This window comes from Variovorax sp. PBL-H6 (assembly GCF_901827155.1).
Lineage (GTDB): Bacteria > Pseudomonadota > Gammaproteobacteria > Burkholderiales > Burkholderiaceae_C > Variovorax.
The window spans coordinates 565,159-589,097 of sequence record NZ_LR594659.1; the positions used below are offsets into that span (position 1 = coordinate 565,159).

22 protein-coding genes and 1 pseudogene are annotated in these 23,939 nt (G+C 68.9%); 11 read left to right on the top strand and 12 right to left on the bottom strand.

The genetic code is table 11. The annotated features are described in order from the left end of the window. Positions 1-58: 58 nt before the first annotated feature. Positions 59-1,312 carry a branched-chain amino acid ABC transporter substrate-binding protein gene (locus tag G3W89_RS02760; protein WP_162572665.1) on the bottom strand — a complete coding sequence of 418 codons (1,254 nt, stop codon included), beginning with the start codon at positions 1,310-1,312 and terminating at the stop codon, positions 59-61. A 49-nt stretch (positions 1,313-1,361) separates the two neighbouring features. Beyond that, positions 1,362-2,033 (bottom strand): TetR/AcrR family transcriptional regulator, encoded by a 672-nt coding sequence (locus G3W89_RS02765; RefSeq protein ID WP_162572666.1) that lies wholly within the window; start codon positions 2,031-2,033, stop codon positions 1,362-1,364. Positions 2,034-2,116: 83 nt separating this feature from the next. Here G3W89_RS02765 and G3W89_RS02770 point away from each other — a divergent pair, with 83 nt between their 5' ends. From G3W89_RS02770 to G3W89_RS02785, 4 genes are all read left to right on the top strand, one after another. Further along, positions 2,117-3,730 (top strand): AMP-binding protein, encoded by a 1,614-nt coding sequence (locus G3W89_RS02770; protein WP_162572667.1) that lies wholly within the window; start codon positions 2,117-2,119, stop codon positions 3,728-3,730. 11 nt (positions 3,731-3,741) lie between these two features. After that, positions 3,742-7,041 carry a carboxyl transferase domain-containing protein gene (locus G3W89_RS02775; RefSeq protein ID WP_162572668.1) on the top strand — a complete coding sequence of 1,100 codons (3,300 nt, stop codon included), beginning with the start codon at positions 3,742-3,744 and terminating at the stop codon, positions 7,039-7,041. 40 nt (positions 7,042-7,081) lie between these two features. Further along, the gene (locus tag G3W89_RS02780; protein WP_162572669.1) at positions 7,082-8,398 is read left to right on the top strand and encodes an SGNH/GDSL hydrolase family protein; all 1,317 of its coding nucleotides are present in this window, start codon (positions 7,082-7,084) and stop codon (positions 8,396-8,398) included. A gap of 120 nt (positions 8,399-8,518) precedes the next feature. Then, entirely contained in the window at positions 8,519-8,974 is a 456-nt protein-coding gene (locus tag G3W89_RS02785) for a thrombospondin type 3 repeat-containing protein (protein ID WP_162572670.1), read from the top strand. A gap of 46 nt (positions 8,975-9,020) precedes the next feature. On the opposite strand, the gene G3W89_RS02790 is transcribed toward G3W89_RS02785, so the two are convergent. The 4 genes from G3W89_RS02790 to purU are packed head-to-tail and all read right to left on the bottom strand — an operon-like array spanning position 9,021 to position 12,500. Beyond that, complete coding sequence (locus G3W89_RS02790; protein ID WP_162572671.1) at positions 9,021-9,749, bottom strand: LrgB family protein; 729 nt, start codon at positions 9,747-9,749, stop codon at positions 9,021-9,023. Positions 9,750-9,752: 3 nt separating this feature from the next. Continuing rightward, the gene (locus tag G3W89_RS02795) at positions 9,753-10,112 is read right to left on the bottom strand and encodes a CidA/LrgA family protein (RefSeq protein WP_162572672.1); all 360 of its coding nucleotides are present in this window, start codon (positions 10,110-10,112) and stop codon (positions 9,753-9,755) included. 2 nt (positions 10,113-10,114) lie between these two features. Then, complete coding sequence (locus G3W89_RS02800) at positions 10,115-11,617, bottom strand: FAD-linked oxidase C-terminal domain-containing protein (RefSeq protein ID WP_162572673.1); 1,503 nt, start codon at positions 11,615-11,617, stop codon at positions 10,115-10,117. A gap of 34 nt (positions 11,618-11,651) precedes the next feature. Continuing rightward, positions 11,652-12,500 (bottom strand): formyltetrahydrofolate deformylase, encoded by an 849-nt coding sequence (gene purU / locus G3W89_RS02805; protein ID WP_162572674.1) that lies wholly within the window; start codon positions 12,498-12,500, stop codon positions 11,652-11,654. 91 nt (positions 12,501-12,591) lie between these two features. Between purU and G3W89_RS02810 the strand changes: the two genes are divergently transcribed. Further along, complete coding sequence (locus G3W89_RS02810) at positions 12,592-13,926, top strand: aminotransferase class III-fold pyridoxal phosphate-dependent enzyme (RefSeq protein WP_162572675.1); 1,335 nt, start codon at positions 12,592-12,594, stop codon at positions 13,924-13,926. A 27-nt stretch (positions 13,927-13,953) separates the two neighbouring features. On the opposite strand, the gene G3W89_RS02815 is transcribed toward G3W89_RS02810, so the two are convergent. Then, positions 13,954-14,790 (bottom strand): ChaN family lipoprotein, encoded by an 837-nt coding sequence (locus G3W89_RS02815; protein WP_162572676.1) that lies wholly within the window; start codon positions 14,788-14,790, stop codon positions 13,954-13,956. A gap of 50 nt (positions 14,791-14,840) precedes the next feature. Here G3W89_RS02815 and G3W89_RS33600 point away from each other — a divergent pair. After that, positions 14,841-15,149: pseudogene (locus tag G3W89_RS33600) on the top strand (AbrB family transcriptional regulator); the annotation flags it as partial. Here the strand turns inward: G3W89_RS33600 and G3W89_RS02825 are convergent. Together G3W89_RS02825 and G3W89_RS02830 are read right to left on the bottom strand one after the other, a co-directional pair. After that, the gene (locus tag G3W89_RS02825) at positions 15,067-15,345 is read right to left on the bottom strand and encodes a BTH_I0359 family protein (RefSeq protein WP_174258229.1); all 279 of its coding nucleotides are present in this window, start codon (positions 15,343-15,345) and stop codon (positions 15,067-15,069) included. The pseudogene G3W89_RS33600 and the gene G3W89_RS02825 sit on opposite strands and share 83 nt — an antisense overlap. 121 nt (positions 15,346-15,466) lie before the next feature. After that, complete coding sequence (locus G3W89_RS02830) at positions 15,467-16,600, bottom strand: DUF3108 domain-containing protein (protein WP_162572678.1); 1,134 nt, start codon at positions 16,598-16,600, stop codon at positions 15,467-15,469. Between the two features lie 107 nt (positions 16,601-16,707). Here G3W89_RS02830 and G3W89_RS02835 point away from each other — a divergent pair, with 107 nt between their 5' ends. Next, positions 16,708-17,712, top strand: a complete 1,005-nt coding sequence (locus tag G3W89_RS02835; protein WP_162572679.1) for a fumarylacetoacetate hydrolase family protein — start codon at positions 16,708-16,710, stop codon at positions 17,710-17,712. Between the two features lie 33 nt (positions 17,713-17,745). Here the strand turns inward: G3W89_RS02835 and G3W89_RS02840 are convergent, their stop codons facing one another. After that, entirely contained in the window at positions 17,746-18,528 is a 783-nt protein-coding gene (locus tag G3W89_RS02840) for a LuxR C-terminal-related transcriptional regulator (protein ID WP_162572680.1), read from the bottom strand. 74 nt (positions 18,529-18,602) lie between these two features. Between G3W89_RS02840 and G3W89_RS02845 the strand changes: the two genes are divergently transcribed. The 3 genes from G3W89_RS02845 to G3W89_RS02855 are packed head-to-tail and all read left to right on the top strand — an operon-like array spanning position 18,603 to position 21,757. After that, positions 18,603-20,348: an FAD-dependent monooxygenase gene (locus G3W89_RS02845; RefSeq protein ID WP_162572681.1), complete on the top strand. Its 1,746-nt coding sequence runs from the start codon at positions 18,603-18,605 to the stop codon at positions 20,346-20,348. After that, on the top strand, positions 20,345-20,752 hold the full coding sequence (locus tag G3W89_RS33170) for a hypothetical protein (RefSeq protein WP_232076286.1): 408 nt from the start codon (positions 20,345-20,347) through the stop codon (positions 20,750-20,752). Before G3W89_RS02845 ends, G3W89_RS33170 begins: the two co-directional genes overlap by 4 nt. Before the next feature lie 30 nt (positions 20,753-20,782). Next, the gene (locus tag G3W89_RS02855; RefSeq protein ID WP_162572682.1) at positions 20,783-21,757 is read left to right on the top strand and encodes a Bug family tripartite tricarboxylate transporter substrate binding protein; all 975 of its coding nucleotides are present in this window, start codon (positions 20,783-20,785) and stop codon (positions 21,755-21,757) included. Positions 21,758-21,770: 13 nt separating this feature from the next. Here the strand turns inward: G3W89_RS02855 and G3W89_RS02860 are convergent, their stop codons facing one another. Next, positions 21,771-22,937, bottom strand: coding sequence for a toxin-antitoxin system YwqK family antitoxin (locus G3W89_RS02860; protein WP_197893521.1), 1,167 nt, complete (start codon positions 22,935-22,937; stop codon positions 21,771-21,773). Between the two features lie 6 nt (positions 22,938-22,943). Continuing rightward, positions 22,944-23,357 (bottom strand): VOC family protein, encoded by a 414-nt coding sequence (locus G3W89_RS02865; RefSeq protein WP_162572683.1) that lies wholly within the window; start codon positions 23,355-23,357, stop codon positions 22,944-22,946. 139 nt (positions 23,358-23,496) lie between these two features. On the opposite strand from G3W89_RS02865, the gene G3W89_RS02870 reads away from it, so the two are divergent. Then, positions 23,497-23,853 carry a hypothetical protein gene (locus G3W89_RS02870; RefSeq protein WP_162572684.1) on the top strand — a complete coding sequence of 119 codons (357 nt, stop codon included), beginning with the start codon at positions 23,497-23,499 and terminating at the stop codon, positions 23,851-23,853. Positions 23,854-23,939 lie beyond the last annotated feature (86 nt).

A 23,939-nucleotide genomic window follows, 5' to 3' on the forward strand; every position in this document is an offset into this window, starting at 1 on the left:
CGCAGTATCTCGATGCCGCCGCACGCAGCAGGCAGGGCTATCCCTTAGCGCAGGGCGATCACGACGCGGGCCGAGCCATCTTGCACTCCGTGCCCTGCGCCAGCTCGTTGCCCGTGTAGATCGCGTCGGTGCGGAAGCCGTAGTTCGTGCCTTCCCAGCCCACCTTCACCGCCTTGCCGTCCACCGGCGCGATGGTGTTGACCACCTGCGGCAGCAACAGCTGGTGGTCCTCCGCGCGCATGCGCACGGGGCCGACCACCGAATCGAAGCTCATGTCTTCCATCGCGCGCGCCACCTTCGTGGTGTCGGTGCTGCCGGCCTTGTTGATCGCGGCTGCGAGCAGCCGCTGCGTGAGCTCGATCCGCGGCGCGAGGAAGTCCTTGCCCGTCTTGGCCTTGTAGGCCTTGGCCAGCGCATCGGCCTTTGGCCGATCGGCCTGGCCAGGATGCCATTCGGCCACCCAGGTGAGCTTGCCCAGCTTGGCTTGCGACATGGCCAGCACCGTGCCGGGCACCGAGCCCGCGCTGTGGTTGAAGTAGTGCAGGTCATAACCCGCATCGCCTGCGGCCTTCAGCAGCAGCGTCATGTCCTGGCCCCAGTTGCCGGTGATCACCGAGTCGGCGCCGGCTTGCCGCACGTTGGCGAGATAGGGCGCAAAGTCCTTCACGCGCCCGATGGGGTGCAGCGTTTCGCCCACGAACTGGATGTCGGGCCGCGCCAGCCCGACCAGCTGCCGGCCGTAGCTGGCCCATTGCTTGCCATGTGCGTAGTCCTGGTTGAGCAGGTAGACCTTCTTGATCTCGGGCGTCTTCTTGATGTAGTTGGCCAGCGCCTTCATCTTCATCGCCGTGTTGGCCTCGGTCTGGAAGTGCCAGAAGCTGCAGGCCTTGCCCGTCATCTCGGGGTCGATCGACGAGTGGTTGAGCACGATCAGCTCCTTGCCCGGATTGCGCTGGTTCCATCGGTTGACCGACTGCACCAGCGCCGTCACCACCGAGGAGCCCGAGCCGCCGGTCACGATGGCCTGCGCGCCCTGGTCGATCGCGGCCTGCAGCGCGCTCTGGCTCTCCTGCGCCGAGAGCTTGCTGTCGAACTGCAGCAGCTGCAGCCTGGTGCCGCCGAGGACGCCGCCCTTGGCGTTGATGTCCTCGATCGCGTACTGCGTGTGCGTGAGCATCAGCTCGCCGACGTTCGCGAAGGGGCCCGAGAGCGGGTCGATGTAGGCGATCTTGTAGGTCTGCTGGGCATGTGCGGCGCTGGCGGCGAGCACGGCGGCGGCGGCCAGCGGCGCGAACGCGAAGGTGGACTTCATGGCTTGTCTCTGGAAGTTGGGGGAACGGAAGGAAAGACGCGCGGGCTCTTCAGCCACCGCGCTCGCGCAGGCCCAGCACGCGCCAGGAGAGCTGCACCAGCTCGCCTACCACGTCGTCGGGCGAGAGCCGGCCTTCGGGCCGGTACCAGCTGAAGAGAAAGCCGGGCAGACTGAGCGCGGCCAGTGCGGTGATCTTGGTCTCGCGAAAGTCCAGGTCACCGTCGCGCCGCGCCTCTTCGAGCAGAGGGCAGAGGCGATCGTAGAAGTGGTGCGCCAGCTTCTTCTGCGCCGCGACGTACTCGGGGCGGTAGACCTGGGGCTCGCGGTACGGGAAGAAAGCACAGGGATGATGGGCCACCGTGGCACGGATCAGGCGCTCGATGCCTTCTTTCACCTTCTCGACGGCGGGCCGCGGATCGCCCTGCGCAAAGTCCAGCGAGGTGAAGCAATCGACCGTCGGCTGCCAGGAGAGCGTCTCGAAGATCTCCTGCTTGTCGCGGAAGTAGTAGTAGACAAAGGGCTTGGTGACGTCGAGCGCGCGCACGATCTGCGCCATGGTGGTGTTGGCGTAGCCCTGCGCCGCGAAGAGCTGCGCGGCGGCCTGCAGAATGCGCTCGCGTTGCACGTCGGTCCCCGCGGTGGCCGCGCGCTGGCGGCCGGTGCCCTGCGGCAGGTCGGAACGCCCAGAGGGTTTGTGCGGTGTCGCCGAAGTTATACCCATGGGTAGGATTGTTGGAGCACCATGGAGGCTTGGCAAGCGGCCAGTCCTATCGATAACCCTGTGAGAGTGACGCCATGGAGACAATGACCCAGCTCCCCGTTCGCCCCGAGCAGCCCCTGCACGAGTACCTGCGCGCACATGCGCGCGAGCGCGGCGGGCATTCCGCCTGCATCTGGTACGGCCATGCGATGAGCTACGCCGAGCTCGACGCTGCCAGCGACGCGTTCGCTGCGCGCCTGCAGGCGATCGGCGTCAAGAAGGGCGACCCGGTGGTGCTCTTCCTCAACAACTGCCCGCAGTACCTGGCGGCACACTACGGCATCCAGAAGATCGGTGCGATCGTGTGCCCGAGTGGCCCGCTCAACAAGGAGCATGAGCTGGCCTACCAGGTCAATGACCTGAATGCGCGCGTGATCGTCACGGCCTCTTCGCTGCTGCCGGTGGTGGACAAGGTGCGTGCGCAGAGTGCACTGGCGCACGTGTTCGTCGTGCACTACGCCGACTTGCTGCCGCCGGAACCGGCGCTCGACATTCCGAGCGACCTGGCTGCGGCCCAGCGCGAACCGCGCGTCGTGCCCGAGGGCTGCGAGGACTTCATGGCCGTCATGAAGAGCGGCTCGAGCCCGAATCCTGTCGCACTCTCGATGGACGACGTGGCCCTGATGACCTACACCTCCGGCACCACGGGCCTGCCCAAGGGCGCGATGCTGAGCTACGGCAATGCGCTCTTCAAGACGCGCGCGGCGGCCGACTGCAACGGCGTTGCAGCAGGCGACGTGCTGCTGTCGATCGCGCCGCTCTATCACATCGCCGGCATGCTGATGGGCGTCAACGTGCCCGTGCTGACCGGCGCAACCTCGGTGCTGCTGCACCGCTTCGAGCCGCGCGTGGTGCTGCAGGCCATCGAGCGCTATCGGGTGAGCTGGTGGTACAGCATCGCGCCGATGAACGTGGCGTGCATGCAGGTGGAGGGCATCGGCGGCTTCGACCTGTCCAGCCTGCGCATGAACCCGGTCACCAGCTTCGGCATCACCTTCACCGAGCCCCTGGCCGCGCAGTGGCGCGGCCATGCGAAGAACTGCGTGTCCTTCGAGGCCGCGTACGGCTTGTCGGAGACCCACACCTGCGACACCTACACGCCCCACCATGCGCCGCGCTGGGGCACGCAAGGCATCGCGGTGCCGGGTGTCACCATCCGCATCGTCGATCCCGACACCGGCGCGGACCGGCCCGTGGGCGAGATCGGCGAGATCGTGCTCACCAGTCCCGGCAGCTTCAAGGGCTACTGGAACAAGCCGGAAGCGACTGCCGCGACGCTGCGCAACGGCTGGGTGCATACCGGCGACATGGGCAAGCTCGATGCCGAGGGCTACCTCACCTTCATCGGCCGCTTCAAGGAAATGATCAAGGTCTCGGGCTACAGCGTCTTCCCGGAGGAAGTCGAGACCATCCTCGTCAAGCACCCGGCTGTGGCGCAGGCGGCGGTGATTGCCGAGCCCGATGCGGACAAGGGCGAGGTGGTGAAGGCCTTCATCGTGCGCAAGCCCGGTGCCGCGCTCGAAGCCGACGCGCTGGTGGCCTGGGCGCGCGAGAACATGGCGCCCTACAAGGCGCCGCGCAGCGTGCGCTTCATCGATGCGCTGCCCACCACGGGCGCGGGCAAGGTGCTGCGCCGGCTGTTGAAAGACCATCCCTGAAAGGCTGTCCGTTGTTCAAGAAGATCCTTGTGGCCAATCGCGGCGAGATCGCGGTGCGGCTGGTGCGCGCGTTGCGCGATCTCGGCATCGCGAGCGTTGCCGTCCATGCGAAGGACGACGCCGCGGCCCTGCACGTTCAATTGGCCGACAAGGCGGTTGCGCTCGGGCTCACGGGGCCCGCCGCCTACCTCGACAGCACGGCGCTGATCGAGATCGCGCGTGCCGAGGGCTGCGATGCCGTGCATCCCGGCTATGGCTTTCTCAGTGAACGCGCCGATTTCGCGCAGGCCTGTGCGGACGCCGGCTTGTGCTTCATCGGCCCCACGCCCGACCAGCTCGCGCTCTTCGGCGACAAGGCGCGTGCCCGCGCGCTGGCGCAGCAATGCGATGTGCCCGTCATGCCCGGCAGTGCCGGTGCCGTGACGCTCGCCGAGGCGCGGGCCTTCTTTGCCGAGCAGCAAGCGGACGGGGCGGGCGTCATGGTCAAGGCCATCGGCGGCGGCGGGGGCCGCGGCATGCGCGCCGTACTCAGCGCGTCGGATTTGCCTGAAGCGCATGCGCGCTGCATGTCCGAGGCCAAGGCCGCCTTCGGCGTCGACGGCGTGTACGTCGAGCGCCTGATGCGGCACGCGCGCCACGTCGAGATCCAGGTGCTGGGCGACGGCCGCGCGGTCGCGAGCCTGGGCGAGCGCGAATGCACCCTGCAGCGGCGCTTCCAGAAACTGGTAGAGATCGCGCCGAGCCCTTCTCTGTCGCCGGCGCTGCGCGAGCGGCTGACACAGGCTGCGCTGCGGATGGCCAAGGCCGTGAGCTATCAGGGCCTGGGCACCTTCGAATTCCTGGTGGATGAGAAATCCACGGGCCTGCCCTTCGTCTTCATCGAGGCCAATCCGCGCCTGCAGGTCGAGCACACGGTGACCGAGGCCGTTACCGGCCTCGACCTGGTGCAGCTGCAGATCGGCGTCGCGGCGGGGCAGCGGCTCGACGAGCTGGGCGTCGAAGCCGATCGCAGCGCGGCGCAGCGCGGCTTCGCGGTGCAATGGCGCCTCAACGCCGAGACACTCGACGCGCAGGGCCAGGCGCGCCCGGCAAGCGGCGCGCTGTCGCGCTTCGACCTGCCGGCCGGCCCCGGCGTGCGTATCGACACCCACGGCTACGTGGGCCTTTCGCCCTCGCCGCATTACGACACGCTGCTTGCCAAGCTGATCGTGCATGCCGCTTCGCCGCGCTTCGAGGACGTGCTGCGGCGTTCGTTGCGCGCACTCGAGGAATGCCGCATCGAGGGCATCTCGACCAACCTTGCGCTGCTGCGTGCGATCGGCGAGCGGCCGGAGTTCGCGACCCAGAAGCTCCACACCCGCTTCGTCGAGGAGCATCTGGGCGACCTGCTCGCGTCGGCCTCGCGCATCGATGCGGCGACCGCGCACGCGGCCCATCCGCACGCGGTCGAGCCGAAGGCGATGCCGCCGGAGCAGGACGACGGCGGCCTCGTGGTCAAGGCCCCGATGCCCGCGCGGCTGGTCCAGTTCGAGGTCGAGGTCGGCGACGTGCTGCCGGCCGGCGCGCAGCTCGGGGTGCTCGAGGCGATGAAGATGGAGCATCTGCTCCATGCGCCTGCTGCAGGCCGCGTGGTCGCGCTGCTGGCGGTGCCCGGCGACTACCTGGTCGAGGGGCAGTCGCTGCTGCGGCTCGAGCCGGTGGATGCGCAGGCGGCCGAGGCCGACGCGCGCGCCGAGCAGGACCTCGATGCGATCCGGCCCGACCTGCAGAAGGTCATCGACCGCCATGCCTTCACGCTGGACGCCCATCGAGGCGCAGCGGTCGCGAAGCGGCAGGCCCAGGGCGGCCGCACTGCGCGCGCCAATATCGCGGACCTGTGCGACCTCGCCGAGGAGCCGGGCAATTTCAGCGAGTACGGCGCACTCGCGATCGCGGCACAGACGCGCCGCCGCGCGCTCGATGACCTGATCGCCAACACGCCGGCCGACGGCATGGTCACCGGCATCGGCAGCGTCAACGCGAAGCAGTTCGGCCCCGAGAAGTCGCGCTGCGTGGTCATGGCCTACGACTACACCGTGCTCGCCGGCACGCAGGGCATGCGCAACCACCACAAGACCGATCGCATGCTGGGCATCGCACACCAGTTGAAGCTGCCGGTCGTGCTGTTCGCCGAAGGCGGCGGCGGCCGGCCGGGCGACACCGACATGCCGATCGTCGCGGGTCTCAACAATCACACCTTCACTCGGTTCGCGGCGCTCTCGGGCCATGTGCCGGTGGTGGGCATCGTGCACGGGCGCTGCTTTGCGGGCAACGCCGCGCTGCTGGGCTGCGCCGACGTGATCATCGCGACCGAGGCCAGCAACATCGGCATGAGCGGCCCCGCCATGATCGAGGGCGGTGGCCTCGGCACCTATGCGCCCGAGCAGATCGGACCCAGTGGCGTGCAGTCGCGCAATGGCGTGATCGACATCCTCGTGAAGGACGAGGCGGCCGCGGTGGCGGCGGCGAAGCAGTACCTCTCGTACTTCCAGGGGCCGACGCCCGAATGGCAATGCGCCGACCCGCGCACGCTGCGCCATGTGGTGCCGGAGAACCGGCTGCGCGTGTACGACGTGCGCGCCGCGATGCGCGGCGTGGCCGACACCGGGTCGCTGCTCGAGTTGCGCGCCGGCTTCGGCGCCGGCATCGTCACTGCATTGGCTCGCATCGAAGGCAAGCCGATCGGCCTGCTCGCGAACAACCCGCATCACCTCGGCGGCGCGATCGACGCGGAGGCTGCCGACAAGGCCGCGCGCTTCATGCAGCTTTGCAACGCGCACGGCCTGCCGCTGGTGGCGCTGTGCGACACGCCGGGCTTCATGGTGGGCCCCGAGATCGAGGCGCAAGCACAGGTGCGTCATGTGTGCCGCATGTTCATGGTGGCCTCGCACCTGCGCGTGCCTTACTTCGCGGTGGTGCTGCGCAAGGGCTACGGGCTGGGCGCGCAGGCGATGACGGCCGGCGGCTTCGACGCGCCGGTCTTCACCGTGGCCTGGCCCACCGGCGAGTTCGGTGCGATGGGGCTCGAGGGCGCGGTGCGCCTGGGCTTTCGCAAGGAGCTCCAGGCCGCGGCCGAGGGGCACGAGCGCGATGCCTTGTTCAAGGAGCTGGTGGCGCAGCAGTATGCGAATGGCGAGGCGATCCATATGGCGCAGACGCTGGAGATCGACGCGGTCATCGACCCCGCCGATACGCGCGCCTGGCTGGTGCGCGGGCTTGCCTCGGCGACGGTGGCGCCCCGGCCGGCCCTGCCGTTCGTCGATACCTGGTAGCCCGCGCGGGCCTGCGTCCGACACACCCGCAGGCGAGGGCTTGCGTAAACTGCCCGGCTTGCGCACGGACCTGTTCTCACGACGACGATTCGCCAAGGCCGGGCTCGCACACGGCGCGGGCCTGGCGCTGCTGGCTGGCGTTCCGCTGCCCCTGCTTGCGCAGCCCGCCTCGGGGCAGCGACCGCGCTGGGCTGCGAGCTGGGCCGCGGCGCCGTTCGACTACGTGCCGGCGCCGCTGTTCCCGGGCCTGCCGGCGCTGCCTCCCAGGCCGCAGCGCTTCGACGGGCAAAGCCTGCGCCAGCTGATGGTGTCGGCATTGGGCGGCGAGCGAGTGCGTGTGCGCTTCTCGAACCTCTTCGGACGCCAGCCCCTGCGGATCATCGAGGCCAGCGCAGGGCTTGCTGCCGGCAGCGACACGGTGGCGCCGGCCACCCTGCAGCGGCTGCGATTCAACGGGCGCAGCGGCATCACGATCGCGCCTGGACGCGAGGCCTGGAGCGACCCGGCCCTGCTCGGCATCGAGCCGGGACAGACCGTGGCCGTGAGCTACCAGGTGGAACCCGGTACGCCTTTCGCCACCGTGCATCCGTTCGGCGCGACGCTGACCATGGCCGGCGCTGCCGTGATGCGCGCGAACTGGCGCGGTGCCGCGCCTTCGCCCATCGCGCACATCGTCACGGGCTTGGATGTCGCCGCGCAAGCGACGCCGCGCGTGATCGTGGCCTTCGGCGATTCGATCACCCAGGGCACCGGCAATGGCGAGATTGCGCCGGCGAGCTATCCGGAGCGGCTGGCGCAGCGGCTGCGCGAGCACCCCGGCAAGCACGGCGGCTTCTGCGTCGTCAACGCGGGGATCGGCGGCAACCGGCTGCTCCTGGAGGGCACGGGCCCCCGCGGCCTCGATCGATTCCGGCGCGACGCGCTGGGGCAGAGCGGCGTGACGCATGTGCTGATTCTCATCGGCATCAACGATCTCGGGGTCAGCCTGCCCGAGGCGATGCAGGGCTTGTCCCCGGCCTTCAGGCCGGCCAGCACCGAGCAGCTCGCGGCGGGGCTGCAGCAACTGGTCGGGCAGGCGCGCGAGCAAGCCGTGAAGGTGCTGCTGGGCACGATCACGCCTTTCAAGGGTGCCGCCTATTGGAGCGAAGAAAAGGAGCTGCGCCGGCAGGCCCTGAATCGCTGGATCCGGGGCCGCCAGGACGTCGATGCGGTGGTGGATTTCGACCGAGCGCTGCGCGACGCCGCCGACCCGGCTGCCATGAACCCGCAGTACGACAGCGGCGACCACCTGCACCCCGGCCCCCCCGGCTATGCGGCCATGGGCGATGCCATCGACCTGCGAGAGCTGAGCGAATAGCGCGCCGTCGTGTTGCAACAAAAGGAGACACCCGTTTACAAAAGGCTGCGCGCGGGGCTTACACGCGCTTCACACGGTCCCGGGAGGATGAAGGCTCCAACAACTCATGAGGGCATCCCCATGAAAAAACTCGCGATTTCTTTTGCCGTCGGCGCCGCGTCGCTTTTGTCGCTGGGCACTGTCGTGATGGCGCCAACCACCGCACAGGCCCAGCCAGCGATCGTCATCCGGACCGCGCCACCCCCTCCGCGCGCGGAGCGCGTGCCACCGCCGCGCCGTGGCTATGTATGGGCGCCGGGCCATTACGAGTGGCGCCGCAACCACCATGCGTGGGTGCCCGGCACCTGGGTGCGTGCCCGGCCGGGCTATGCCTACCGTGCGCCGGAATGGCGTGAGCGCGATGGGCGCTGGGAATACAACCGCGGCCGCTGGGACCGCGATCGCGATGGCGTGCCGAACCGCTTCGACCGCGACCGCGACAACGACGGCGTGCCGAACCGCCTGGACCGCGACCGCGACAACGACGGCGTGCCGAACCGCCGCGACAGCCGGCCCAACAATCCGAATCGCAGCTGATGTGATGTGAGCTCGGAGAAACGCCCGCGCAAGCGGGCGTTTCTCTTTAGCCGAGCAGGCTGAAGGCCAATGGCATCAACAGCGCTGCCAGCACCACCTGCATCCCCAGCGCGAGCCCCGCGTAGGCCCCCGCATCCGCATCCACGTGCAGGGCACGCGCGGCGCCGATGCCATGGGCCGCCGTGCCGAGTGCGAAGCCGCGCGCCGCGAGTCCGGCCGGCCCGGTGCCGATGCGCAGGGCATCGAAGAGGTACTTGCCCGAGAGCGCGCCGATCATGCCGGTCAGCACCGCGAACACTGCCGACAAGGCGGGGATACCGCCGATCTTCTCGGAAATGCCCATTGCGACGGGCGCCGTCACTGACTTGGGTGCCAGCGAAAGCACCACGTCGTGCGGCAGCCCCACGGCCCACGCCAGGGCCACGGCCGAGGCGCTCGCGGCAATGCCGCCCAGCACCGCCGCCAGCAGCAGCCGGCCGAAGCGCGCCTTGAGCTCGGCGCGGCGCTGCCACAGTGGCCAGGCCAGCGCGACCACAGCGGGGCCGAGCAGGAAATGGATGAACTGGGCGCCCGCGAAGTAGCTGGGGTAGTCCACCCCGGTCGCGAGCAGCCCGCCGGCCAGCGCGATCACCGACCACAGCACCGGATTGGCCCAGGGCGCGCTGCCCAGCCGCGCGTAGGCCGCGTTCGCGAGCAGGTAGGTCACCAGCGTGGCGGTGAGGCCGAAGAGCGGCGTGGCGGAAAGATAGATCCAGAGTTCGACGAAGCGAGGCATGGGTCAGCGCCCCTTCTCATGGCTGCGCTTGCGATCGGGCCAGTAGAGCACCGTGGCGGTCACGGCCAATCCGATCCAGGTCGACAGCACGATCACGAACAGCATGCGGCCGCCGTACTGGGCAAGCAGCGCGAGGTGCGTCATCACGCCCACACCGACCGGAATGAAGAGCAGCGACAGGTGCGAGAGCAGGAAGTTGGCGCATTCCGCGACCGGCTCGCGCACGAGCTCGAACCTGAGCGCCGCGAGCAGCAGCACCAGGCCGAGCACTGGTCCGGGCAGCGGAAGAGCAAGCCCGCGCGACAGCAGCTCGCCGATCGATTGCAGGACCAGAAGCCAGGCGAGGCCGCGCAGTCCCTTCATCGTCAGAAGCGTGGCAGCTCGGAATGCGGCAGCCGGCCGCCGCGCACCACCTGCCTGCCGTACTCGGCGCAGCGCTGCAGCGTCGGGATGGTCTTGCCGGGATTGAGCAGGCCCGCGGGATCGAAGGCGCGCTTGACGCCGAACATCTGCTCGTTCTCCTCGGCCGTGAACTGCACGCACATGCTGTTGAGCTTCTCCACGCCCACGCCGTGCTCGCCCGAGACGGTGCCGCCCATGGCCACGCTGGTCTCGAGGATGTCGGCGCCGAAGAGCTCGCAGCGGTGCAGCTCGTCGGGGTCGTTGGCATCGAACAGCACCAGCGGGTGCAGGTTGCCGTCGCCCGCGTGGAACACGTTGCAGCAGCGCAGGCCGTACTTCTTCTCCATCTGCTGGATCGCGAGGAGGATGTCGGCCAGGCGCTTGCGCGGAATGGTGGAGTCGAGGCACATGTAGTCGGGGCTGATGCGGCCCGAGGCCGGGAAGGCGTTCTTGCGTCCGCTCCAGAACTTCAGGCGCTCTTCCTCGCTGGTGCTCACCGATAGCGCAGTTGCGCCCGAGGCGCGCAGCACCTCGCTCATGCGGCCGATCTCTTCCTCCACTTCTTCCGGCGTGCCGTCGGATTCACACAGCAGGATGGCCTCGGCCTCGAGGTCGTAGCCGGCGCGCACGAAATCCTCGACCGCGGCCGTCATCGGCTTGTCCATCATCTCGAGGCCGGCCGGGATGATGCCGGCCGCAATCACCGCGGCCACTGCGTCGCCGGCTCTGCGCACGTCATCGAAGCTGGCCATGATGCAGCGCGCCAGTTGCGGCTTGGGCACCAGCCTGACCGTGACTTCGGTGGTGACCGCCAGCATGCCTTCGCTGCCCACCACCAGCGCCAGCAGGTCGAGCCCCGCGCAGTCCAGCGCCTCGCTGCCGAACTCGACCGCTTCGCCCTCGGCCGTGAAGCCGCGCACGCGCAGCACGTTGTGCAGCGTCAGGCCGTACTTGAGGCAGTGCACGCCGCCGGAGTTCTCGGCCACGTTGCCGCCGATGGTGCAGGCGATCTGGCTCGAGGGGTCGGGCGCGTAGTAGAGGTTGAAGGGCGCCGCCGCTTCGCTGATTGCGAGGTTGCGCACGCCGCACTGGACCACGGCGGTGCGGCTGACCGGGTCGACCTTCAGGATGTTGTTGAACTTGGCGAGCGAGAGCGTGACGCCCATCGCATGCGGCATCGCGCCGCCGGAGAGGCCGGTGCCCGCGCCGCGCGCCACCACCGGCACGCCCAGCGCATGGCAGGCCTGCAGCACCGCCTGCACCTGCGCCTCGGTCTCGGGCAGTGCTACCGCCAACGGGCGCTGGCGATAGGCCGTGAGGCCGTCGCATTCGTAGGGGGTGGTGTCCTCGGGCTGCCAGATCAGCGCATGGGCGGGCAGGCAGGCCTGCAGCGCGCGCACCACCTCGGCCTGGCGCTCGAAAGCCTGCAGCAGCTCGCGCTGGGTGGTCGTCGTGGGCGCGTTCATCGGCTCGACTCTACGGCAAGGGCCGCGTTGCGCGCTACTTGAAAACGACGGTGCGGTGCCCGTTGAGCAGCACCCGGTGTTCGCTGTGCCACTTCACTGCGCGGGCCAGCACCTGGCTCTCGGTGTCGCGGCCGCGGGCGGTGAGGTCCTCGACGGTGTCGGTGTGGTCGGATCGCTCCACGTCCTGCTCGATGATCGGGCCCTCGTCCAGGTCGGCCGTCACGTAGTGGGCCGTGGCGCCGATCAGCTTCACGCCGCGGTCGTGCGCCTGGTAGTAGGGCTTGGCGCCCTTGAAGCTGGGCAGGAAGGAGTGGTGGATGTTGATGGCCCGGCCCGCGAGCTGCGCGCACAGGTCGTTGCTGAGGATCTGCATGTAGCGCGCCAGCACCACCAGCTCGGCGCCCTCCGCCTCGATGATCTCCAGCTGCTTCGACTCGGCCTGCGCCTTGGTGGCGCCTGTCACCGGGATGTGGTGGAAGGGCACGTTGTAGCTGGCGGCCAGCTGGTAGAAGTCGCGATGGTTCGAGATGATGGCGCGCACGTCGATCGAGAGCAGGCCGCTCTTCCAGCGGAACAGCAGGTCGTTCAGGCAGTGGCCTTCCTTGCTGACGAGGATCACCGTCTTCATCGGCTCGGTGGCCACGTGCAGCTTCCAGCGCATGTCGAAGCCCTGGGCCAGGCCGCCGATCTGCTCGCGCAGCACCGCTTCGCCATGGTCGGCGCACGCGAAGCGCACGCGCATGAAGAACAGGCCGGTGCCATGGTCGTTGTACTGCGCCGCTTCTTCGATGTTGCCGCCGCGCTCGAGCAGGAAGCCGGACACGGCATGGACGATGCCGGTGCGGTCGGGACAGGAAAGGGTGAGGATGTACGCGGGGGTCATAAGGGCCAGGATTGTCGCAGGGCTGCCGAAGAACGCGCCCGGTGCCACAATGCCCTTCCCCAGCGTCCACCCACCTGCAGGAGCGAACAACATGGCTTACAACGACTTCAGCATGGACAACCAGTGGTTGCCCTTCACCCCCAACCGCCACTTCAAGAAGGACCCGCGGGTCTTCGTGGCCGCCGACGGCATGGAATTCACCACGCACGACGGGCGCAAGGTCATCGACGGGATCTCCTCGCTCTGGTGCGTGGGCGCGGGCCACAACCGCAAGCCCATCAACGAGGCGATCAAGAAGCAGCTCGACACGCTGGACTACGCAACGGCCTTCCAGGTCAGCAACGACAAGGCCTTCAAGGCGGCCGAGATGATCGCCTCGATGGCGCCGGGCGACCTCAACAAGGTGCTGTTCTGCAACTCGGGCAGCGAGGCGGCGGACACCTCGCTGAAGGTGGCGCTGGCCTACCACCGCGCCCGTGGCGAAGGGCATCGCAACGTCTTCATCGGCCGCGAGAAGGGCTACCACGGCGTGGGTTTCGGCGGCATGTCGGTGGGCGGCATCCCGGGCAACCGGAAGGTGTTCGGCTCGGCCTTCCTGCCGAGGGTGGACCACATGCGCTTCATCCACGATCCGGTGAACCATGCCTATATCCACAACGAGGAGCCGGTCTGGGCCGAAGATGCGCTGGCCGACCTCGAGCAGCGCATCCTGCCGCTGCACGATCCGAGCAACGTGGCGGCCATCATCGTGGAGCCCGTGGCGGGCTCGGCCGGCTGGTACCTGCCGCCCAAGGGCTACTTGCAGAAGCTGCGCGAGATCTGCGACCGGCACGGCATCCTCCTGATCTTCGACGAGGTCATCACCGGCTTCGGCCGCATGGGCACGAACTTCGCGTCGGACTTCTACGGCGTGGTGCCCGACATGCTGAACTTCGCCAAGTGCGTGACCAACGGCGTGATTCCGCTGGGCGGCGTGATCTGCCGCGACAAGCTCTACGACGCGATGATGAACAACTCGGCGCCCGAGCACGTGGTGGAGTTCTTCCACGGCTACACCTACTCGGGCCATCCGGTGGCCTGTGCCGCGGCGATCGCAACGCTCGAGCTGCTGCAGCGGGAAAAGCTCTTTGCGCGTGCAGGCGAAATGGGCAAGGTGCTGGGCGATGCTTTCCACGGCACGCTCAAGGGTCTGCCCAACGTGATCAGCATCCGCAGCCTCGGACTGGCCGCGGCGGTGGAGTTCGCGCCCATCGCCGGCGCACCGGGCAAGCGCGCCTACGACATCTTCCTGGACTGCTTCCACAAGGGGTCGCTGGTGCGCCCGGCCGGCGAGGTGATCGTGATTGCGCCGCCCTTCGTGGTCGAGAAGTCGCACATCGACTCGCTGGTGAACACGCTGGCCGACTCGATCCGGAAGAACGCCTGAACCAGTTCGGCGCGGCCTACCCGCCTTTCAGCTCCGGGGCCCGGGCTGCGCCCGGAGGGTCGCGCAATAGTCCTTCTCGGGCAACGCGGGCGTTTGCCACACGGCATCGAAGGCGCCCGCCTCGCGCAGCGAGTCGGGTGTGGCACCGGCCTGCAGTTGCACCGCCTTCACCGAGAGATCGCTCGGCAGGTGCTGCGGCACGCCGAGCGCCTTGGCGGTGTGGCCGGCACCGCTCAGCAACAGCACCGTCTTGCCCGGCACGCGCGCCTTGACGATGGTTTGCGCCATTGCGCGGTCGCGTGCGATCTGGATGCGCGTCATGGGCCTGATCTGCGACTCGGGCAGCAGGTTGCAGTGGCCGCTGCGCACCGCTTCCTCCTGGGCCTTGTGTGCCTCGGCCCCGAGTTGCACGTCGAGGGACACGTCGGCCATGGCGTCCTTCATGTGCGCGCGCGGCAGGTTGGCGCCGAGCACCGGGACGCCGGCACGCACGGCGGCCATCACGGCGGGTCCGTAGGCGCTCCAGGGCCAGGCCTTCTCGTCCCAGCCGAGGGCCGTTTGCACTTGGGCTTCTGTCGCGGCGCGGTCGAGGTGGGCCGTGCTGCTGCCTTCCTCTGCCATCTCGATCGCCAGCGCGGCCAGGCGCCCGCGTGCCGACAGCGCCTCCACGGCCTCGCGCTCGATCGCATGATGTTCGGGCGCATCGTGCTGCTCGCCGAGCAGCAACGCATCGGCCGGCAGCAGGGCGACGGTGCGACGGGCGACCGGCGCATCGGCCAGCCCCGCTGCCGAGCAGCCGGCGAGCAGCGCGACGGCCAGCAGGGACGGCAGCCAGGCGGGCGGGAACAGGAGGCGATGCGGCATCGGGCCATACTACGCGAGGGCGCTCGCGCCGGGTCGCCATCCATCGTCCCTTCGCATGGCTGCTGGCCTGGGGCACAGGGCTGCATCCGGCCACACTGATTCTCGGCAGCTCGCCCGGTGGCATTGCCGAGATGGCGATCACCGCCAAGGTGCTTCAGTTGGGAATGCCGGTCGTGACGGCGTTACAGGTGTGCCGATGGGTGGCCGTGCTGCTGATCGTCGGGCCGATGGAGGGCCGCTTGTGCGAAACGAAAAAGAAGCCCTTTGCCTGGGGATCTAGTGGACCAGGACGGGCGTGTGGGCGAGCTCGGCGTAGCCCTCGAGCGTGTCTTCGACCTCTTCCTGGGTCGGGGTGTTGAGCTGCCAGGCGGCGATCTGTTGCTGGAACAGCTCGGCCCACGAGCCGTCGAGGTAGACCTCCTTGCCGGATCGCTTGTCCACGATCTCGAAGCCGTGGCGTGCGAGCACGGGGATGTTCGGCGCCGGCGGCGTGTCATCTTCGGTCGGTTGCACGTGCACGACGACGAAGGAGTCGGAGTCGTAAAGCATTTGCATGGCGGGTCCAGTGAGGATGTCGATAGCGTTCATGATTGTTAGATAGCAATCAACGCGCCAGTTTCAATAAGGGCTGTTGTTTTGTAGGCATCGGCCGCCATTTCTTGTGCTTTATTCGGATTCAGGGCCGCGCGCCCTGGACATCGCGCAGCTGGAAATCCGCGAAATCGCCATTGGCCTGGGTCTGCCGGATCCGCACCGGCAGGTAGCCGAGCTCGGGCGCGAGCCAGAGCTCGACCTTGTCGTCGTAAGGCTTGCGCGGGTTGCGCGTGAGCTTGCGCGCGTTGTATTGGCCGGCCGGTAGCGCCAGGTGCTCGTCTTCGTCGACCTTGAAGATCCAGAGGTCGGCCTCGCGCGGGCCGATTGTCTGAATCGCGAAGGCTGCGCCGGGCGGATAGCGCGCCGGGTCGCCGGCCATGAGGGCACCGAGCTGCAGCATGACGCTGAGCCGGTCCTGCGCACCAGGCAGGAGCGGCACGACGGGCGCGTTGTTGCTGAACACCACCTGGCCCTGCTCGCGCATGAAATGCGCGGCCACCTCGCTGCGGCGGGTGTCCGAGAAACGCGCGGGTTCGATGCCGCCGGCGCCGATCGCGCCGTTGCTGTGCTGGCTTCGAATGGTCTTGAAAAGAAAGCGAAGCGACAGCTGGGCATCGTACTGCTGGCCGTCCTGCTGCCAGACCAAGGTGCCGAACACGCCTTGCATCGGTGCGCTGCCGACCTGCCCCGTCACCGCAAAAGCGAGCTGGACCGAGCCGGGGACGTTCGTCGGGGGCGGTGCTTCGGCCTGGCCCGCGGCGGTAGCGGCACCGTTGGATGCCGCGCCGGCCGGGGCGCCCGCAGCAGGTTCGGAAGCGGCCTCGGGCGCGGCCGAAGCCGCCGGACCTGACGCTTCGGGCGGCGCCTGTTCGGGGGCCGGGCTGCTGACGGAAGGTGGGTTTGGCGCCGCGGGCGCTTCCGGCCGGGGCGCGGGCCGCGGCCGCGCGGGCGCGGGCTTGGGTGCGGGCGCGGGCGGCGTTGAGGCGCGCGGCGGCGCTGGAGCGGTTTCCGGCGCCTGCTCCGGCGGCGGTGGGATCACGAGGGTCCGCGTGACGAACTTGCCCGCCAGCGGCGAGGGATGCGGCCCTCCCGCCAGTGGCGCCAGGCCCAGCAGTGCCAGGTGCGCGAGCAGCACGGCGCCGGCCAGCAGCGCCAGCGCGCGCCAGGGCGGACGCGGGACGCCGGGGAGGGCTGGAGAGGCGGAGCGCAGGTGCATCGGGGGTGGATCGGAGGCCGCTGCCAAGGTTCAGCTCGGTACACTGCCGCCCGTCCAATCAGTTTAGTAGCAGCGATGCCGCGCCGGCATCCGCACCCGCTTCATCCATGAAACTTGCCACTCTCAAAGACGGCTCGCGCGACGGCCAACTCGTCGTCGTTTCGCGCGACCTGGCCAGCGCCCACTATGCGACCGGCATCGCCAACCGCCTGCAGCAGGCGCTCGACGATTGGGGCTTCATCAGCCCGCAACTGCAGGATCTGTCGGACGCCCTCAATGGCGGCCGTGCCCGGCACGGCTTCCCCTTCGATCCCTCGCAATGCATGGCGCCCCTGCCGCGCGCCTACCAGTGGGCGGACGGCTCGGCCTACCTCAACCACGTGGAGCTGGTGCGCAAGGCGCGCAATGCCGAAGTACCGGAGAGCTTCTACACCGACCCGCTGATGTACCAGGGGGGCAGCGACGACTTCATCGGCCCGTGCGATCGCATCGTGGTGCCCAGCGAGGCTTGCGGCATCGACTTCGAGGCCGAGGTCGCCGTCGTCACCGGCGACGTGAAGATGGGCGCCACGCCTGAACAGGCGCTCGACGGGATCCGCCTGCTGATGCTCGCCAACGACGTGAGCCTGCGCAACCTGATCCCGGCCGAGCTGGCCAAGGGCTTCGGCTTCTTCCAGAGCAAGCCGGCGACCGCGTTCAGCCCGGTGGCCGTGACGCCCGACGAATTGGGCGAGGCGTGGCAAGGCGGTCGCGTGCACCTCACGCTGCAGAGCAGCTGGAACGGCCGCAAGGTGGGCATGTGCGATGCAGGGGAGGAGATGACCTTCCATTTCGGCCAGCTGATCGCGCATATCGCCAAGACGCGCAACGTACGCGCCGGCAGCATCGTGGGCAGCGGCACGGTCAGCAACAAGGGCGTCGAGAAGAACGGCCGGATGGAGTGGCCCAAGGGCTACAGCTGCATCGCCGAGAAGCGGTGCATCGAGACCATCCAGGACGGCCAGCCCGCCACCGAGTTCATGAAGTACGGGGACACCATTCGCATCGAAATGAAGGGGCGGGATGGGCAGTCGGTGTTCGGGGCGATCGATCAGGAAGTGGCGGCGCCCTGATCGCTTTCACCGTGGTCCATTGCGCGGTTTCTTCTAGCTCGCTGCCGCGCCCCGCAGCAGGTCCTTCAGACCCCGTATCCCCAACCGCCGAAACGCCCGGTACTGGTGGGTCCGCACCGTGGACAGCTCGACGCCGATCTCCCGCGCCGTTTCCTTGGCGGTCTTCCCGGCTAAAAGGTGGCCGACGACCTCCCGTTCTCGCAGGCTGAGCGCGAGAAGGCGGGTGCTCAGCGTGGGTTCGGCCGCCTCGCGAGCCGCCATCGCGCTGCGGCCGTGCGCGAGGGTCGCATCGGCCAACAGCGTGGCATGACCCTCCAGACGCGCGAAGTCCGAATCGCCGAACTCGGGCTGCGCGAGGCTGCGATAGAAGCTCACCGCTGTGCGCTGCCCCGTTGGCAGCAACAACAGCACCGAGACGCGCTCGCGGATGCCCACGTCGCCATAGCAGGCGGCGCGGTAGGCCGGGTCCGCGACCTCCTCGGCGACCTGGTGCCCCATCCAGAGCTGCGGCCGCGTGGGCAGCTTGCGGGCCGCGAGCCACACCATGTTCGGATCGAGCCGGTCGAAGCGCTGGGCCACGTAGCGGTCTGCGGTGCGCTCGGCGGTGCTGCCGTAGCTGCTCGCGGCTGACACGGTCTCGATGCGGCCAGCGGCGCTCACGGCGAAGACAGTGCAGAAGGTCACCGGCATCACCCGCTGCATGGCGCCAAGGTAACTGGCCGCCAGGTGCGGCGTTCCGATGCCGGCGAGCACGCCACTCACCACGGGAGCCGCAAGCACGCGCTCTTCCACGTTGTTCAGGGGCCACCGCCTCATCGAAATCTCAGGGTTAACACTTCGTACGAAGTTAGGACATCGGCCGGCGGACCGCATCCGGACAATCCCTTCTCATGAACACCGCAGTCCTGACCTCGCCGGCAGCGCGCCCCGGCGACGCCGCCACCGGCCCGTTGCCGCCCGCGGCCGGCGCCTTGCCGCCGTCGGTTGGCGACTTCCGATACACCCGCTTCGCGCCCATGCTGCCCCCACTCGAGCATGGGGTCGAGACCGGCCGCCATCCGGTCGTGATCGCGGGCGGCGGCCCGGTCGGCATGGCGCTGGCGCTGGGCCTGGCCAACCACGGGGTGCGCAGCGTGATCCTGGAGGCCGACGACACCGTGTGCGTCGGCAGCCGCGCGGCCTGCATCTCGCGCCGCAGCCTGGAGATCGTCGAGCGGCTCGGTGCTGTCCGATCCTTCCTGGCCAAGGGCCTGCCCTGGACCGGCGGACGCAGCTTCTACAAGACCGAGGAGGTGTTCCGCTTCGAGATGCCGCACGACGAGCGGCAGAAACTGCCGCCGATGATTAACCTCGAGCAGTACTACATCGAGCAATACCTCCTCGACGAGATCGTGCGCCGTAACGCGGCCGAGCCGGGGCTGATCGACATCCGCTGGGGCACGGAGCTCACCGGCCTCGCGCAGGAGCCCGATGGCGTCTCGCTCCAGGCGCGCAATGCGCTGGGCAGCTATGCGCTGAATGCCGCGTGGCTGGTCGGCTGCGACGGCGGCCAGAGCTTCGTGCGCAAGTCGCTGGACCTCAGCCTCGAGGGCACGGGCTACGAAGGCCGCTACGTGATCATCGATATCGAACTGCACAGCACTTACCCGACCGAGCGCCGCGCCTGGTTCGACCCGCCGTGGAACCCCGGCTCGACGGTGCTGATGCACCGCCAGCCCGACGACATCTGGCGCATCGACTACCAGCTGCGCGCCGGCCAGAGCACGGAAGAGGCGCTGAAGCCCGACGCGGTGGCCGAGTTCGTGCAGCGCCACCTCGACGCCATCGGCGAAGGCCACCTGCCCTGGAAGACGGTCTGGACCTCGGTCTACCGGGCCGGCGCAATGACGCTGCAGAGCTACCGCCATGGCCGCGTGCTCTTCGCCGGCAACGCCGCGCATGCCATGCCCATCTTCGGCGTGCGCGGCCTCAATTCAGGCTTCGACGATGCCGACAACCTGGCCTGGAAGCTGGCGCTGGTGGCACGCGGCGTGTCTGGCGATGCGTTGCTCGACAGCTATTCGCAGGAGCGCATCGCCGCCTTCCACATCAACGCCGAGAGCGCGATGCGCAGCACCGAGTTCATGTCGCCGCCCTCGCGTGGCTTCGACCTGCTGCGCGAGGCGGCGCTGTCGCTCGCGGGCGCGCACCGCGGGATCGCCAACCTGATCAACCCGCGGCAGACGCAGGCCGTTCATTACGAGGACTCTGCGCTGTCCAGCGAGAGCGAGCCGCTGCCGGCCGGGCCGCGGCCCGGCGAGACCCTGCCGGAGCAGCCGCTGGGGCCCGGGCTGCATCTCACCGATTGGATAGGCCCGCAGTTCACCGTGCTCGTCCTGAACACCGAGCGACCGGATTCCGCTTTCGAGGCCGAGCTCGCCGCGGCACAGGCCGGTCCGTTGAAGGCCGTGCTGCGTACGTTGCCGCCTTCCGCGGCGCATCGTCCGGTGTTCGAAGCCCTGGGTGCGCAAGAGGGCGCGGTCTACCTGCTGCGCCCTGACGGCCATGTGGCCGCGCGCTGGCGCCGCGTGCCGCCAGGCGCATTGGCGCAGGCGCTGGCACGTGCCTCGGCGCTGGTCACGAAGGAGGCAGCATGAGCCGCACGGCCGCTCCGAAGGCGAATAGCACCGCAGCCGAAGGCGAAGGTGCTCCAGTGAGCCGCACGGCCGCTCCGAAGGCGAATAGCACCGCAGCCGAAGGCGAAGGTACGCCAGTGAGCCGCACGGCCGCTCCGAGGGCGAATAGCACCGCAGCCGAAGGCGAAGGAACGCCAGTCACCCCCCTGAGCCTCGAAGCACGCGACCGGCTCTACGCAGAATGTGCCCGCGCCATCAGCGAAGCCGGTGCCGGGCGAGAATCGCTTTTCCTCGCGCGACTCGCCCTGCTGCTGTTCGAGCAGCTCGGCGACGAGGCGCGTTGCCGGACCGCGATGGCGGAGGCGCTGCGCGATTTGCCGCTGCCCTCGCTGTCCGCTGCGCCGGACGCTGCCGATACGGCTTGACTCATTCGAAACCCTGGAGACTTCATCATCATGGACCGCAGAACCCTGCTCACCACCCTCGCCGCTACCGCGGCCGCCAGCGCCGCACCGTGGGCGCGCGCCCAGAACTACCCCGAGCAGATCATCAAGTGGGTGGTGCCGTACCCGGCGGGCGGCGGCACCGACGTCATCGCGCGCACCCTCGCCGAGGCCATGCGCCAGGCGCTGGGCCAGCAGATCGTCATCGACAACCGCCCCGGCGCGTCGACCAACATCGGCGCCGATCTGGTCGCCAGGGCCAAGCCGGACGGCTACACCATCATGTCGGCCGACAACGCGGTGCTCGCCTTCAACGAGTACCTGTTCAGCAAGCTGCCCTTCAACCCCGAGAAGGACTTCAGCTACATCGGCGCCATCGGCAAGTTCCCGCTGGCGCTGGTGGTGCACCCGGACTTCCCGGCCAAGGACTTCAAGGCCTTCCTCGCCTACGTCAAGGCCAACCCGGGCAAGGTCAATTACGCCTCGCCGGGCAACGGCTCGCCGCACCACCTGGCGATGGAGATGTTCAAGAACCGCACCGGCACCTTCATCACGCACATTCCTTACCGTGGCGCAGCGCCGGCGATGGCGGACGTGATGGGCGGCCAGGTGCCGTGCATGTTCCTCGACCTCGCCTCGGGCCTGCCGATCATGCAGGGCCACAAGGTGCGGGTGCTGGCCATCGGCTCGGGCGCGCGCTCCAAGCTGCTGCCCGATGTGCCCACGCTGGCGGAAGTGGGCGTGCCCAACACCGAGGTGTTCGCCTTCCAGGGCATCCTGGGCCCGGCCGGCCTGCCCGCGCCGGTGGTGAGCAGGCTCAACGCGGAACTCAACCGCGCCTTCAGCGTGCCGGCCGTGCAGAAGCGCTTCAACGACTTCGGCATGGAGGCCATGCCCGGCACGCCGCAGCAATTCGCGGCGCTGTCGCGTGCCGAGTCGAAGCGCTGGGGGCCGATCATCAAGTCGGCCGGCATCAAGCTGGATTGAGGGTCTCGAACGCCTACCTGGCGTAGGCCTTTCGGGACCCATCCTCGAAGACTTCGTCGTCCCGTTCCAGCCTGCCGGCGGCGTCCCAGCTGCGCTCGCGCGTGACGCGGCCCTTGTCGTCGTAGCGCGATTCGGCGCGCAGCGTCCCGTTGTCGCCGAAGCGCTGGTGCAGGCCGATCGGAATCTGGCGGTAGCGGCTGACGACTGCGAAGCGCCCCTGCGCGGCGCGCTGGCCGTTGTCTCGGAACTCGGTGATCTCGACGGTGCGCGCCTCGTTGCCTTCACCGTAAACCGCCTTGCTGCGGGGCTGGCCGTTGAGGTAGTAGCTCTCGTCGGACAGCGGCTCGCCCGCGAGGCCCCAGCGCTGGTCGCGCACCAGCATGCCCTTCTCTGAGAACTCCTGCTCGCGCCGCTTGATCGCGCCGCGTTCCAGCAGCAGATAGACGACCTCCCGGCGCTTGATGCCCTCGGAGGACCAGCGCCGCTCGGTGCGCTGGTTGCCGCTGATCTCGTCCTGCATGGCCGGCTTGCCGTTGTCGTAGAGCTCCTCGCTGCGCACCCGCTTGCCGGCCAGGTAGGCGAGGCGCGTGCGCAGGGTGCCCTTGGCGTCGAAGAGCTCGACTTGCGAGGGCGTGCTGCCCACGAACCCGCACAGCTGCGCGTCGTCGACGACCGGGGCGAGCAGGGGCTTGTCCCCGCAGCGCAGCGCCGACAGCTGGCCGCGTTCGGTGAACTCGGCATACGCGCGCTCGCCCGGCTCGGCGTAGAAGGTGGCGCGGCGCAGCTGACCGTTGGGGTGGAAGCTGCGCGTGAGTCCGGTCTCGTGGCCGTCGTCGTACGTGGCCTCGCGCAGCACCCGGCCCGTCGCCGGTGAGAACTCGCGCGCCCCGCCTTCCATGTTGCCGCGCGCGTTGACGCTGTGTTCCTTCACCAGTTTGCCGCGCTCGTAATAGCGCAGTAGCCCCATGAAGACACCGTTCTGGAGCTGCTGTTCGCGCATCAGCGCGCCGCTGTCGCGGTCCTTGCAGCGCATCAGTCCGGTCTTGCCGGCCGTGGTGTGGCCGTTGGCCGGATTCACGTCCTGGCCGTTGAGCTCGCAATCCTGCACCGCCTGCGCCGCGAGCGGCAACAGGGCGATCAGAACGGCCGCAAGTCCGGCCGGACGCAGGAACTGGGGCATGTCGGATCAGGTGGCGTAGACGGCATCCAGCGAGCGGAAGCCCTTGACCTCGATCGGGTTGCCGAAGGGGTCGCAGAAGAACATGGTCCGCTGCTCCCCCGGCTGGCCCTCGAAGCGCACCTGCGGCTTCAGCACGAACTCGGTGCCGGCGGCTTCCAGGCGCTCGGCCAGTGCCTGCCAGTCGGGCAGCTCGAGAATAAGGCCCAGGTGCGGCATCGGCACCATGACATCGCCCACATGGCCCGTGCGCGCGGTGGCGAAGGGCTCGCCCAGGTGAAGCGAGATCTGGTGGCCGAAGAAGTCGAAGTCGACCCAGGTGTCGGTGCTGCGGCCTTCGGTGCAGCCGAGGCGGCCGCCGTAGAAGCGACGCGCCTCGTCGAGATTCCGGACATTGAAGGCAAGGTGAAATATGCTGCGCATTGGGGGAGCATAGCGGCGCCGCGCCGTCTTGACACCCCTGGATACATTCCCACTGCGTGCCCGCTCTCGCGCTCATTCTTGCGCTCGTCCCCCGAGCCGATGCGATGCACCGCCGGACCTCGCCCATAATCGCGAATCCATGTCCTGCCTGCGCCACGCCCACTGCCTCGGCCGCCTCGTGCTGCTGTGGTTTGCGCTGTCGCTGGGCGCGGCGATCGCCTCGCCGATCGTGCATCCGCAGGCGATGGAACTGGTGTGTTCCAGCGTCGGCACCATCAAGGTCGTGGTCCAGGGCGAGGACGGCGCGCAGGACCTGGGCGCCACTCACCTGGACTGCCCGATGTGCCTGCTGACCGGTGCGGCGCCGCCGTCAGCGCCGATGGCCGCGTTGCCGCATCCCGTCCCGCTGGCCCATGCGGTCCAGCCCATACCGGCCGCGCGCATCGCCGCGGCCACTGCGGCCCCGCTGCCTGCGCGCGGGCCGCCCGCGCTCTGAGCTTGCTGTCGATCCCGTAGCGTGCAGCGCGTCGATCCGGCGCCTGCGCGCTGATCTCCTTGCAATGCACCGGTGCTTCGCGGCGC